This window comes from Microbulbifer aggregans (genome assembly GCF_001750105.1).
Classification (GTDB): domain Bacteria; phylum Pseudomonadota; class Gammaproteobacteria; order Pseudomonadales; family Cellvibrionaceae; genus Microbulbifer; species Microbulbifer aggregans.
Genome location: NZ_CP014143.1, coordinates 214,800 through 227,128, shown reverse-complemented (window position 1 = coordinate 227,128; position 12,329 = coordinate 214,800). Strand labels below are relative to the sequence as shown.

At 60.8% G+C, this 12,329-nt stretch carries 15 protein-coding genes and 1 other RNA gene; 11 read left to right on the top strand and 5 right to left on the bottom strand.

Features of this window, described 5'->3' with window-relative positions; genetic code table 11:
* Positions 1-389: 389 nt before the first annotated feature.
* From ssrA to AUP74_RS00970, 4 genes are all read right to left on the bottom strand, one after another.
* Positions 390-777: a transfer-messenger RNA gene (gene ssrA, locus AUP74_RS00985) on the bottom strand.
* An 88-nt stretch (positions 778-865) separates the two neighbouring features.
* Positions 866-2,212: a sodium-dependent transporter gene (locus AUP74_RS00980; protein WP_069945920.1), complete on the bottom strand. Its 1,347-nt coding sequence runs from the start codon at positions 2,210-2,212 to the stop codon at positions 866-868.
* 42 nt (positions 2,213-2,254) lie between these two features.
* On the bottom strand, positions 2,255-2,734 hold the full coding sequence (gene smpB / locus AUP74_RS00975) for an SsrA-binding protein SmpB (RefSeq protein ID WP_069945919.1): 480 nt from the start codon (positions 2,732-2,734) through the stop codon (positions 2,255-2,257).
* Positions 2,735-2,824: 90 nt separating this feature from the next.
* Positions 2,825-4,243: a sodium-dependent transporter gene (locus tag AUP74_RS00970; RefSeq protein ID WP_069945918.1), complete on the bottom strand. Its 1,419-nt coding sequence runs from the start codon at positions 4,241-4,243 to the stop codon at positions 2,825-2,827.
* Positions 4,244-4,443: 200 nt separating this feature from the next.
* Here AUP74_RS00970 and AUP74_RS00965 point away from each other — a divergent pair, with 200 nt between their 5' ends.
* Together AUP74_RS00965 and AUP74_RS00960 are read left to right on the top strand one after the other, a co-directional pair.
* Complete coding sequence (locus AUP74_RS00965) at positions 4,444-4,884, top strand: type II toxin-antitoxin system RatA family toxin (RefSeq protein ID WP_069945917.1); 441 nt, start codon at positions 4,444-4,446, stop codon at positions 4,882-4,884.
* Positions 4,881-5,216 carry an RnfH family protein gene (locus tag AUP74_RS00960; protein WP_069945916.1) on the top strand — a complete coding sequence of 112 codons (336 nt, stop codon included), beginning with the start codon at positions 4,881-4,883 and terminating at the stop codon, positions 5,214-5,216. The genes AUP74_RS00965 and AUP74_RS00960 overlap by 4 nt, the downstream gene beginning before the upstream one ends.
* Positions 5,217-5,224: 8 nt before the next feature.
* On the opposite strand, the gene AUP74_RS00955 is transcribed toward AUP74_RS00960, so the two are convergent.
* Complete coding sequence (locus tag AUP74_RS00955) at positions 5,225-5,569, bottom strand: outer membrane protein assembly factor BamE (RefSeq protein WP_069945915.1); 345 nt, start codon at positions 5,567-5,569, stop codon at positions 5,225-5,227.
* Positions 5,570-5,838: 269 nt separating this feature from the next.
* On the opposite strand from AUP74_RS00955, the gene fur reads away from it, so the two are divergent.
* From fur to tolB, 9 genes are all read left to right on the top strand, one after another.
* On the top strand, positions 5,839-6,249 hold the full coding sequence (fur, locus tag AUP74_RS00950) for a ferric iron uptake transcriptional regulator (protein ID WP_069945914.1): 411 nt from the start codon (positions 5,839-5,841) through the stop codon (positions 6,247-6,249).
* A 91-nt stretch (positions 6,250-6,340) separates the two neighbouring features.
* Positions 6,341-6,871, top strand: a complete 531-nt coding sequence (gene ruvC / locus AUP74_RS00945) for a crossover junction endodeoxyribonuclease RuvC (protein ID WP_069945913.1) — start codon at positions 6,341-6,343, stop codon at positions 6,869-6,871.
* 16 nt (positions 6,872-6,887) lie between these two features.
* Positions 6,888-7,496, top strand: a complete 609-nt coding sequence (ruvA, locus tag AUP74_RS00940) for a Holliday junction branch migration protein RuvA (RefSeq protein ID WP_069945912.1) — start codon at positions 6,888-6,890, stop codon at positions 7,494-7,496.
* A 46-nt stretch (positions 7,497-7,542) separates the two neighbouring features.
* Positions 7,543-8,559, top strand: a complete 1,017-nt coding sequence (gene ruvB, locus AUP74_RS00935; protein ID WP_069945911.1) for a Holliday junction branch migration DNA helicase RuvB — start codon at positions 7,543-7,545, stop codon at positions 8,557-8,559.
* 45 nt (positions 8,560-8,604) lie between these two features.
* The gene (locus tag AUP74_RS00930) at positions 8,605-9,015 is read left to right on the top strand and encodes a YbgC/FadM family acyl-CoA thioesterase (RefSeq protein WP_069945910.1); all 411 of its coding nucleotides are present in this window, start codon (positions 8,605-8,607) and stop codon (positions 9,013-9,015) included.
* Positions 9,012-9,701, top strand: a complete 690-nt coding sequence (tolQ, locus tag AUP74_RS00925; RefSeq protein ID WP_069945909.1) for a protein TolQ — start codon at positions 9,012-9,014, stop codon at positions 9,699-9,701. The genes AUP74_RS00930 and tolQ overlap by 4 nt, the downstream gene beginning before the upstream one ends.
* Before the next feature lie 18 nt (positions 9,702-9,719).
* The gene (tolR, locus tag AUP74_RS00920; RefSeq protein WP_069945908.1) at positions 9,720-10,151 is read left to right on the top strand and encodes a protein TolR; all 432 of its coding nucleotides are present in this window, start codon (positions 9,720-9,722) and stop codon (positions 10,149-10,151) included.
* A gap of 18 nt (positions 10,152-10,169) precedes the next feature.
* Positions 10,170-10,955: a cell envelope integrity protein TolA gene (gene tolA, locus AUP74_RS00915; RefSeq protein ID WP_069945907.1), complete on the top strand. Its 786-nt coding sequence runs from the start codon at positions 10,170-10,172 to the stop codon at positions 10,953-10,955.
* Entirely contained in the window at positions 10,955-12,250 is a 1,296-nt protein-coding gene (gene tolB, locus AUP74_RS00910) for a Tol-Pal system beta propeller repeat protein TolB (RefSeq protein ID WP_069945906.1), read from the top strand. Before tolA ends, tolB begins: the two co-directional genes overlap by 1 nt.
* Positions 12,251-12,329: the final 79 nt, after the last annotated feature.

Below are 12,329 nucleotides of genomic sequence, written 5' to 3'. Positions count from 1 at the left end.
CGTTGTAGTTGTTTATTTGGCTGAGAATATTGGGGGTACCCATTAGCCGGTCCCGTTAGAAAGTGGAGTTGGTACCGGTAGTCTGGTGGCGGGAGTGCTTGGTCGCTTTGCTCCTCACCCCTATGGGGCAGCCTGCGGCTGTCTTGATGCGCGTGGGCGCATCGATCGAACCCTGCGCAGTAGCGAATAGCTTCGTCAGGGGATTGCGCGGGTCTCTGCTAGCCTGATGGCGGGAGTGATTCGTCGCTGCGCTCCTCACCCCTGCGGGGCAGCCTGCGGCTGTCTTAGCGCGCGGGGCGCGCTGATCGAACCCCCGCTTTGCCTTCCACTCGCGACAGATCCACAAATTAAAAAGGCCCGTTACCTGGCGGTAACGGGCCTTTTTAATTTGGTGGAGATGGCGGGAGTCGAACCCGCGTCCGTCAGCACTCTGCCATGAGCTCTACATGCTTAGTTCCGTTTATTGATTTGGCCGCATACAGCCCAACGGGCAGGACGTAATTGGCGAGCCTGTATAAGTTTTAACCGATCCCCGACAGGCGCGGTTCACGGCGATCCAGTTCTGTATGACAGCCTGCAGCGCGGTACTGGCACCTTACTGAAGGCCGCTAAGGGCGAACCCTTAGTAGTGCTTCACAGGCTGCTTACGCAGCGAGTTGGGCACCGTAGTTGTCGTCGTTGGCAACTAATAAATTGCAGCTTTGGGTTTACGTGATTGGCTGCCATCACGGCATGCACCCATGGTTTCGTCACCGGCGTCGAATCCAAGTCATCCCCGGTAGAAACCTTGTGTGGTAGATCAATTATACCTGAAACGGGGCCGTAACAATACGGCCCATGCGTCCTGTTTTGTCTGTATGGTCACTCAGAATACGGACTGTGCGAAGGCCGCCAGGATCAGCAGCGGGCAGACGATGCGCACGTACCAGGGCCAGATTTTCCAGAACAATGTGCTCTCGATATTTTCATGGCCCTCTTTGAGCTCCATCAGCAGCTGGTCTCGCCGCCAGATCCAGCCGGCGAAGATACACAGGGCCACGCCGAGCAGGGGCTGGCCGTATTCGGTGCTGATACTGATCACCAGGCCAAACAGGGCGTCGAAGTTGAGGATGATCACGGTACTGATGGCGAAGATGACCAGGCCCATTAGTGAAGTCGCGGCCTTGCGCGGTACCTTGAGGCTCTCGATGGCAAACGCTACCGGGACTTCCAGCATGGAGATGGAGGAAGTCAGGGACGCGATGACCATCAGGGCGAAGAAGGCCATGGACACGAACAGACCGGCACTGCCCATTTCGTTGAATAGCGCCGGCAGTACCTGCAGGATCAGGCCGGGGCCGGCGATCAATTCGCCACTGGCCGAGAAAATCTGGGTGCCGGCTTCCTGGGCCACGTACATGGCGGGCAGGATCAGCAGGCCGGCGGTAAAGGCAATACCCACATCGATCAGGGTCACGAGGGCACCAAGGCGTGGCAGGCTCTCCTGTTGGCTCAGATAGGAGCCGTAGATCAGCATGGTGCCCACACCCAGTGACAGCGAGAAGAAGGCCTGGCCCATGGCGGATAGCATCAGCTCCGGGTCGATCAGGCTGAGGTCGGGCATCAGGTACACCTCGAGCCCCTTCATGGCGCCGGGCTGAGACAGCACGTAGAGAATCAGCAGCAGCATCAGGATGAGCAGCGACGGCATCAGCAGGGTGGACCAGCGCTCGATGCCTTTCTCCACGCCCGCGGCGATGATGACCATGGTCATGCCGCTGAAAATGGCGGTGAAGGTCAGGTTGCGGGCGGTGCTGTCGCCAGTCAGCCACTGAGCGGCATCGGAGGCACCGAACAGGCTGGCAAAGGGCTCTGCCAGGTGTGCGACCATCCAGCCGGCGACGATGGCATAGAAGCTGAGAATCAGTGAGGCGACGACGATGCCGCCGAAGCCGGTCAGGCCGCCGAGGAAGCGGCTCACGGGCCCTTTGGCGATGGTGCGCAGGGCGTGAACCATATTGCTGCGGGCGTAACGGCCGATAGTGAGTTCCGCCATCAGTGCCGGGTAGGCGAGCAGGAAGGCAAGGATCAGGTAGACCATCACGAAGGCGGCGCCGCCGCTCCCCGCTGCCTTGGTGGGGAAACCCCAGATATTACCGAGGCCGACGGCGGAACCCGCCGCGGCCATCAAAAAGCCGATATTGGAACTGAACTGTCCTCGCGGTGCGCTCATAGTCAATCCTGTAATTATTCTTCTGTGGCGGGCGTGTCTGGTCTAGCGGTGGTCGGTGCGCATCAGGCGCTGCTTCTGCCGGTTCCAGTCGCGCTCCCGCTCGGTGTCGCGCTTGTCGTGCTGGGCCTTACCCTTACCCAGGGCAATCTCGCACTTGATCAGGTGTTTTTTCCAGTAGAGGGCGGTGGCCACCAGCGCGTAGCCCTTCTGGTCCACTGCAGCCTTCAGCTTCGCCAGCTCCTTCTTGTGCAGCAGCAGCCGGCGGGTGCGGTCGGGCTCGGTGACAAAGTGGGTCGAGGCGCTGGGGAGCGGCTGGATACGGGCACCCAGCAGCCAGGCCTGGCCGTCCTTCATCAGCACATAGCTGTCGGTCAGCTGCGCCTTGCCCTCGCGGCAGCTCTTCACTTCCCAGCCCTGCAGCTCAACGCCCGCCTCAAACTTTTCCTCGATGGAGTAGTCGTGGCGAGCCTTCTTGTTGAGGGCAATGGTGTTGGAAGACGGTGCCTTTTTCTTTTTGGCCATAGATACATCTTTGCGGTGAGACGAACTGGCGGATCATAACAGAGGGCCCCCGGCCGTTACAGCGAGGGCCCCTGCCGGTCCGGGTTGTCGCTAGAAGAAGCTGATGCCGAAGAACTTCAGGGCCACGGTGTTGATGAAGATCAGCAGCAGGATCACCGGGATGAAGGTGCCCAGGGCAAAGTTGATGTAGCGCTGGGAGAAGGAGCCCGCAAAGCTGGGATCGCCGTCCTGGAGTTCCTTGTCGAAGTTCGACTTCTTCCAGCGGTAGATGACGAACAGGCACACCAGCAGGCCGTTCAGCGGCAGGATGGTGTCGTAGAAGATGATCTCTACCAGATCGAAGAACGACTTGTTGGCTCCGGCGAGGGTTACGAACTCGGTAAACCACTGCACCATACCGAAAGACACCGCACAGAAGATGGCGAGCACGATCTGTATGGCACCGATGGTGTAGATCGCCTTGCGCCGCTCCATGCCGCGCTCATCGCGCAGGGTGGCCACGGGAACCTCGATGATGGAAACCAGGGAGGTAATCGCGGCGACCAGTACCAGGAAGAAGAACACCGCCGCAAAGGCGCTCGCACCGAAGTAGCCGATATTGTCCTGCATGGCGAGGAAGATCTTCGGCAGGAACAGGAAGATCATGCCCGCGGAGCTGTCGCTCAGCTCGGTGGGGTCGATCTGCGGATTGAAGTGGAAGATGGTCGGCAGGATCAGCAGGCCCGCGGTGAACGCTACCAGGGTGTCTGTCAGTGCGACCACCTTGGCCGAGCCCGGCACCGATTGATGGGCTTTCATATAGGAGCCGTAAGTGATCAGGATGCCCATACCCAGTGACAGGGAGAAGAAGGCCTGGGCCATGGCCTTGCTCAGCACTTCCGGGGTCAGCTTGGAGAAGTCCGGGATCAGGTAGTACTGCACGCCCAGCATGGCGTTTTCCTGGGTGAGCACAAACACCACCAGGCCAAGCAGCATCACGAACAGCATCGGCATCAGGGTTTTTGCCGCGCGCTCGATACCGTCTTTAACGCCGAGGGCGAGAATGCCGTTGATGATCAGCATCAGCACCACCAGGTAGGCGAACACGGTGGGGGAGTTGATGAACTGGCCGAAATAGGCTTCGGTGGCGAGCATGTCCAGGTTGCCGGTCAGGGTTGCCACCAGGTAGCCCAGCACCCAGACGGTTACCACTAGGTAAAAGACGGCGATCATGAACGGGGTGATGAGGGCGAGCCAGCCGGGGATGTGCCATAGCTTCGAACCGCCGGAGAGTTCGCGGTAGGCGCCGACCGGGTCCTTGTCGGTGCGACGACCCAGGGCGAGCTCCGCCATCATGACCGGCAGGCAGATAAAGACCACGAACAGGGCATAGATCAGCAGAAAGGCGCCCCCACCGCTCTTGGTGGCGGCTACCGGGAAGGCCACCAGGTTGCCGATACCAACGGCAGACCCCGCCGCGGCCAGGATAAACCCGAGCCGCGATCCAAAATGTTCTCTCGCTGCGGACATAGTACTCTCGCTTGCCTGTTATTCTTGTGTGTGCCTGGTCACGAGCGCCGCGCGTACCTCTGGATCGGCGCGACCGAGCGGTATCAAAAAAGCGATTGTTGCAGGAATTGCCTTGCTTGAGTAGCGGCGGCTGGCAAAATTGCCGGCGGATCGCAGTTGCCGGTCTGAATTAACGGCCGACGTTGGAATAAGTAGAAAGCATGACGCAGATTGAGCGCAGCGCGCTGGTAATGCACAGCGCAGAGAAGATGTTTGACCTGGTGAACGACGTGGAAAGATATCCCCAGTTCCTGCCGGGGTGCCGCGGTGCCGAAGTTTTGCACAGCGATGAGCACACGCTCGAGGCGCGGCTGGATTTGTCCCGCGCGGGTATCCGCCAGAGCTTCGTCACCCGCAACCGTCTGCAGAGGCCAGCCTCGATGGATCTGGAGCTGGTCGATGGCCCTTTTTCGGAGTTTTCCGGTCGCTGGGAATTCAAGCCTCTCAGTGAGGAGGCCTGCAAGGTGCAGTTCTCCCTGTCCTTCTCCATTCGCAACCCGCTGATGGCGGCCGCTGCGGGCAAATTGTTCAGCGAGCTGGCGAACCAGATGGTGGGGGCCATGAGTGCCCGTGCGGACGAAATATACGGAAAAACGGCATGACGGATATCAAGACAATCGAGGTAGAGGTGGTCTACGCGCTGCCCCACGAGCAGAGGCTGATCAAATTGCTGGTGAAACCGGGAACCACGGCGAAAGAAGCGTTGGTCCGTTCTGGTATTCCCGAGGAGTATGAGGAAGTGGATGCGGAGACGGCCAGGATGGGTATCTTTGGTCAGTCACTCGGTACCAAGGGCCTGGCGACCGCCGACCAGTATGTGCTGCAGCCCGGGGATCGGGTGGAGGTCTACCGACCGCTGATTGCAGACCCGAAAGAGGCGCGCAAGCAGCGGGCGGAAAAGGCGCGCCGGCAGGCGCAGCAGAAAGAGGGCTAGCCGGAGGCTCAGGGCCAGCCGGTCGGCTGCCAATCGCCGCTGGTGGCGATCAAAATGTCGCCGTTGAAGTAGACGGTGAAGCGCTTCTGGGTGACCTCGCCCTCCGGGTCGCGCACGCGATTGATGTAGTCCCAGCGGTTGGGCTTGAAGGTGTCCTCAACCAGGGGGGTGCCCAGCACGAAGCGCACCTGGCGACGGGTCATGCCCGGTTTCAGCTGATCCACCATCTCCTGAGTCACGATATTGCCCTGCTGCACCTCAATCCGGTGCACACCGGGGAATTCAAACAGGCTGCAGGCGCTGAGGAGGGCGCCGAGGCTGGCGATGGCGATAAATTTTGCGAAAGAGGGCATTCAGTGCTCCGTTATCTTTTGTCTTGCAGCGGCCGCGTCGCACCGGTCCGGTACACCGATCTCTGAGAGCGGTCCGGGGGGGCGAAAGTTCCGGTTGTGGCCCCATCTGGCTGGGGCGGGGTTCCGCTGTGTCCACTGGGCGTGGATAATAACCGAAGAGCAGGCGCGCTGACAGACATGGCGGAGGCTTCCCCGGAATGCCCCGCGCCCCTGTCAGTGCGGCAATGTCACGAGAAGAGCAACGAGAATTCAGTCGGGAAATCCTATCCATGCCAAATGAAAACCAGGAGCTGCGCAAGGCGGGCCTCAAGGTAACCCTGCCGCGAGTAAAGATTCTGCAACTGCTGGAGAGTGCCAGCGAGCAGCACCTGAGTGCAGAAGACGTGTACAAAATGTTGCTGGAGGCCGGTGAAGATGTGGGCCTGGCTACCGTATACCGGGTGCTGACCCAGTTTGAGAGCGCCGGCCTGGTGATCCGCCACAACTTCGATGGCGGCCATTCCGTGTTCGAGTTGGACCGCGGTGATCACCACGATCATATGGTCTGCACCGATACCGGTGAAGTGATCGAGTTCCACAACGAACAGATCGAAAAGCTCCAGCACCAGATTGCCGAGGAGCACGGCTACGAGCTGACCGGCCACAGCCTGGTGCTCTACGTCACAAAGAAAGAGCAGTAACGCCCGCCGGGGCGGCGCAGGCCGTCCCTTGACGCCTCCCGCCCGCCTTGGGAAACTTCCCGCCACTATATAAACATACAGGGAGCAGCCCTTGACCCGGATATTGGGTATCGACCCCGGCTCGAGAAAAACCGGTTACGGATTGATCGATATCCAGCGGGGCGGGGCGGTTTATGTGGCCAGTGGTGTGGTGCGCATCCCGGATGATCCTCTTCCCGAACGCCTCAAGCTGATCTTTGACGCCGTCAGCCAGATTGCCAGCCAGTACCAGCCGGAGCATATGGCGGTGGAGAGCGTGTTCATGTCCAAAAGCGCCGGCTCGGCGCTCAAGCTGGGTCAGGCCCGCGGTGCGGCGATCGTGGCCGGCACCCATGCGGGGCTGCCGGTGGCGGAGTACGAAGCGCGCAAGGTCAAGCAGGCGGTGGTGGGCAATGGGGCGGCGGACAAGCTGCAGGTGCAGCACATGGTCAAGACGCTGCTGCGCCTGCCGGCCGCGCCGCAGGAGGACGCCGCCGATGCCCTCGCCGTGGCACTCTGCCATATGCACACCATGCAGACCCTGATGCAGACTGCGGGTAGCGGGCGCAGCCGCTTTCGCCGTGGCCGCCTGACGATTTCCTGAGGGGGAACAGAATCCAATGATCGGAAGACTCCGCGGCACCTTAGCCGCAATTCAGCCGCCGCAGTTGCTGGTGGATGTTCAGGGGGTGGGCTACGAGGTGCTCGCACCGATGACCACCGTCTTTGAGTTGCCGCCACTCGGCCAGGAAGTCCAGCTGTATACCCATCTTTCGGTGTCCGAGACAGCGCAGCAGCTGTTCGGCTTTATTCGCGAGTCCGACCGCCAGCTGTTCCGGACGCTGATCAAGGTCAATGGTGTCGGGCCCAAGATGGCCCTGGCCATCCTCTCCGGCCTGGATGGCAAGGCCCTGTCCCGCTGTGTGGCGGAAGACAATGTGGGCGCCCTGGTCAAGGTGCCGGGTGTCGGCAAGAAGACTGCGGAGCGGTTGATCATCGAGCTGCGTGACAAGCTGGCCCCGGATCTGGGTGATGCCAACGATATCCCGTTGATGACGGCTGGGGCACCCAAAGTCGATCACGTCGGTGAGGCAGAGAGTGCCCTGGCGGCCCTTGGCTACAAGCCCACTGAGGCCAGCAAGATGGTGGCCCGTGCCAGCAAGGAGCAGCCGGATGCCGACAGCGCGACCCTGATTCGCCTGGCACTGAAGGGTATGGTGCCCGCATGAAGCGCGTGACTTCTTTCTTCAATATTACTAGCGGGAGAGCGCTGCCGTGATCGAAGCCGACCGCCTGATCGCTCCCGAGCCCATCGGTCCCAGCGGCCAGGAAGAACAGTATGACCGCGCCGTGCGCCCCAAGACCCTGGCCGACTATGTGGGTCAGCCGGTGGTGCGCGAGCAAATGGAGATCTTTATCCAGGCAGCCAGGCTGCGGGATGAGGCTCTGGATCACACCCTGGTGTTTGGTCCGCCGGGGCTGGGTAAGACCACCCTGGCCAATATCATCGCTGCGGAAATGGGGGTGGCCATCAAGACCACCTCCGGCCCGGTGCTGGAAAAGGCCGGGGACCTGGCGGCGCTGATGACCAACCTGGAGCCCGGCGACGTATTGTTCATCGACGAGATCCACCGCCTCAGCCCTCACGTGGAAGAGGTGCTGTATCCGGCGATGGAGGATTACCAGCTGGATATCATGATCGGGGAGGGCCCAGCCGCCCGCTCGATCAAGCTGGATCTGCCACCGTTCACGCTGGTGGGCGCAACCACCCGTGCCGGTCTGCTCACCTCGCCCCTGCGCGATCGATTCGGTATCGTGCAGCGTCTCGAGTTCTACAACGTCGAGGACCTCACCAGTATCGTGCGCCGCTCCGCCGGCCTGATGGGGGTGGAGATGGACGAGGGCGGCGCCCGCGAGGTGGCACGCCGCGCCCGCGGCACCCCGCGTATCGCCAACCGCCTGCTGCGCCGGGTGCGGGATTTTGCCGAAGTGAAGGGCAACGGCACGGTGGATGCAGAGATCGCCGATGCGGCCCTCAATATGCTCAATGTGGATGGACGCGGATTCGACCAGCTGGACCGCCGCATGTTGCTGGCCATGATCGAGAAGTTTGGTGGCGGACCCGTGGGTATCGACAGTCTGGCGGCCGCGATCAGTGAAGAGCGGGATACCATCGAGGACGTGCTGGAGCCTTATCTGATTCAGCAGGGTTACCTGGCACGTACGCCGCGGGGCCGGGTGGTGACCGCGCTGGCCTACGAGCATTTCGGTATGCCGCAACCAGAGAAATGACAGGGCGCCCGGGGGCGCCCAAACCGATAACAATAAGGAACCGGGGTGACAGAGCCTTTCAGTATCCCGATCCGGGTCTACATCGAGGACACGGATGCCGGTGGAATCGTCTACTACGTCAATTATTTGAAGTATATGGAGCGCGCGCGCACAGAATTCGTTCGTGCGCTCGGATATGATAAGCCCGCCATGCCGCAGCAGGGCCTGCTCCTGGTGGTGCACTCCGCAGAAGTCCAGTACCGGCGTTCGGCGCTGCTGGACGACGCCTTGAGGGCCACGGCGGCGATTGGCAAACTGGGTCGTGCCGCGGTGACCTTCGAACAAAAAATTTTCCGTGGCAGTGAAATTATTTGTCAGGGTGTGGTCAAAGTCGCCTGCGTGGCAGATGACAGCCGCAAGCCCTGTGCGCTACCAGATTCAATCTATTCAGCATTAAAGGCAGCAATTCAACAATGAACGCCGGTGAACAACTTTCCCTGTGGGGGCTGATCCAGAACGCCAGTCTGCTGGTGCAGCTGGTGATGCTGATCCTGCTTCTGGCCTCGGTAATCTCCTGGGTCATGATCATTCAGCGCGGCCTCTACCTCTCCCGGGCCAAGCGCGGCCTAAACAGCTTCGAACGTCGCTTCTGGTCTGGGGCCGACCTGAACCAGCTGTTCCGCGAGGGCAATGCCCGCGCCGAGAAGGGCAAGGTGGACGGTGTCGAGTCCCTGTTCCGCGCCGGCTTCACCGAGTTTACCCGCTTGCGTCAGCAGGGTCGCAGCAGTCCCGAGGCGGTGATGGAGGGCACTGAGCGTGCCATGCGCGTCGCCATGTCCCGGGAGCAGGAAAAGGTCGAGATGAACCTGCCGTTCCTGGCCAGTGTCGGCTCCGTGAGCCCCTATATCGGCCTGTTTGGCACCGTATGGGGGATCATGAACTCCTTCCGTGGCCTGGCCACCATGCATCAGGCCACCATCGCCACCGTGGCGCCGGGTATCAGTGAGGCCCTGGTCGCGACCGCAATGGGCCTGTTTGCCGCGATTCCGGCAGTGATGGCTTACAACCGCTATTCCGCGAAGGCGGAAACGCTGCTGTCCAGCTACGAGACATTCGCCGAGGAGTTTTCCTCCATCCTGCACCGCAAGGTGCACTCCAGTTAACACCAGCGGACGATTGTCATGAGTGTTTTTCGCAAGGGCGGCAAGCGCAAACTGGTCTCCGAGATCAATGTCGTCCCCTACATTGACGTGATGCTGGTGCTGCTGATCGTATTCATGGTCACGGCACCGCTGCTGATGCAGGGAGTGAAAGTTGATCTGCCGGATGCTCCATCTTCGCCGATGGAGGATACGGATGATGAGCCGCTGATCGTCTCGGTGCGGGCCGATGGCACCTATTACCTGAATCTGGGTGACGATGAGCAGGTGGCCAAGCCCATGGAGGAGATCCGCGAGACTGTGGCCAAGGTGCTGCGGCAGAAGCCCAAGACGCCGGTGCTGGTCTGGGGTGACACTGACGCCAAGTATGGCCTGATCGTTGGTGCCATGACGCAGCTGCAGCAGGCTGGTGCTCCCAGTGTCGGTCTCGTCACCGAGCCGCCGCAGCAGTAAGGATGGCCTCAACCCATTATGAATAACGCCAGTTCGTATGCATTGCCGGTCATTGTCAGCGTCGTGCTGCACGCGCTGCTGATCGGTGTGCTGGCTTTTGGCTGGGAGGCCACTCAGGAACCGCCGCGCAAGATGGTGCCCAACTTCGTGCAGGCGAAGCTGGTGACCATGGAGGCAACGGTCAAGAAAAAGACGGCTCCGCCCAAGGTCGACCTGATCAAGCAGCGCCAGCAGCAGGAGCTGAAGCGCCAGCGAGAAGCGAAGGCCGAGCAGGAGCGCCGGGCGGCGCTGGAGCGCAAGAAGAAACAGGAAGCGGAGAAGCGCAAGAAGGCTGAGGCCGATCGCAAGCGCAAGGCGGCGGAAGAGAAGGCCCGCAAGGAAAAAGAGCGCAAGGAAAAAGAGCGCAAGGAACAGCAGCTTGAGCAAGAGCGCCAGAGCGCTTTTGAAGAGGCGCTTGAGGAAGAGGAAGAACTGCTCGACGCCCGGGAGAGTTCCCAGGCGGTGATGTCGGTGGCCCAGGCCATTCAGCAGCGCATTGAGCAGGCCTGGAGCCAGCCGCCCAGCGCCCGCAACGGAATGGTCACCGAGGTGAGCATCAGCTTTGTGCCGACCGGCCGCGTCGTGGCCGCTAACATCACAAAGAGCAGCGGGAACGCCGCGCTGGACCGCTCGGTGCTCAATGCCGTGCGCAAGGTGGAGGTGTTCCCTGAGGTGGCGGAGCTGGCCCGCGAGGAGCCCGCCATGTTCGAGCGCGAAGTACGCAACACACAATTGATATTCAGAGTTGAAGGCCTGCGCCAATGATGAACAAACTGAAGATCCTGTTGTCTCTGATAACCGTCAACTGCCTGCTGGCCATATCGGCTCAGGCACAGATGGTGGTGGAGATCACCCGGGGCAACCCGGACCCAACGCCGATTGCGGTGTCACCGTTCGGCTGGTCTGGCGGTGGTGTCCTGTCGGAAGATGTCTCGGACATCATCTCTGCGGACCTGCGCCGTAGTGGCCTGTTCGCACCGGTGCCCAAGGAGGACATGCTGTCCTTCCCCAAGGCTCCGGATGAGGTGGTCTTCCGGGACTGGCGCATCCTCGGTACCGAGTATGTTGTCACTGGACGTATCGAACCCCAGGCCAACGGCTACCTGCTGACATTTGATCTGACCAATGTCTTTGGTCAGAGCAAGATGTTCACCAAGCAGGTGAGCGGTGGCCAACAGCAGTTGCGGGACATCGCCCACCGGGCGGCAGACGAGATCTTCGAGGCGATCACCGGTATCCGCGGTGCCTTCGATACCGAGATGATCTACGTGCGTGAGAGCACTCGCGGTGGTCGTCCCTCATACGAGCTGATGCGGGCGGACATCGATGGCGCCCGTTCGCGGAGCATCCGGCGGTTCACCCAGCCGGTGATGTCCCCGAACTGGTCTCCGGATGGGCAGGAAGTGGCCTATGTCTCCTTCGAGACCGGTCGCCCGGCCATCTTCCGCGAGAACCTGCGTACAGGTGCCCGCCAGCAGTTGACCAACTTCAAGGGAATCAATAGTTCCCCGACTTGGTCGCCGGATGGAACCAAAATGGCAATGGTGCTCTCCAAGGACGGCAATCCGGAGATCTACGTGTTGGATCTCAATACGGGGCGCTTCACACGGATGACTCGGCACTTTGCCATTGACACTGAGCCGAACTGGATGCCGGACGGTAAATCGTTGGTTTTCACTTCCGATAGGGGAGGTAAGCCACAAATTTACCAATTGACCCTTGCCACCGGTCAAGTAGACCGCTTAACCTTCGACGGCGACTACAACGCGAGGTCGCGTGTGTCGCCCGACGGGAAGACGCTGGTCATGGTGCACCGGAGCAGGGGGGTGTTCACGATTGCTACGATGGACATCAGGACTGGCCAGATGCGCCTCCTCACGGAGACGACTCTGGACGAATCCCCCAGCATAGCGCCTAACGGTGCCATGCTGATGTACGCCACCAAGCGGGGGGATCAGGGCATACTGGCAGCGGTATCGCTAGATGCTGGGGTGAAGTACAACCTTCCATCCCAAGTGGGCGATGTTCGTGAACCGGCCTGGTCGCCTTACTTTGATTGATTTGGGGTGCCCGTCTCACTGCTCTGTGGTGGGCCGCGGGTAACGTAGTCTAAGAGCTAAATAAAGCTATAGAAGAAGC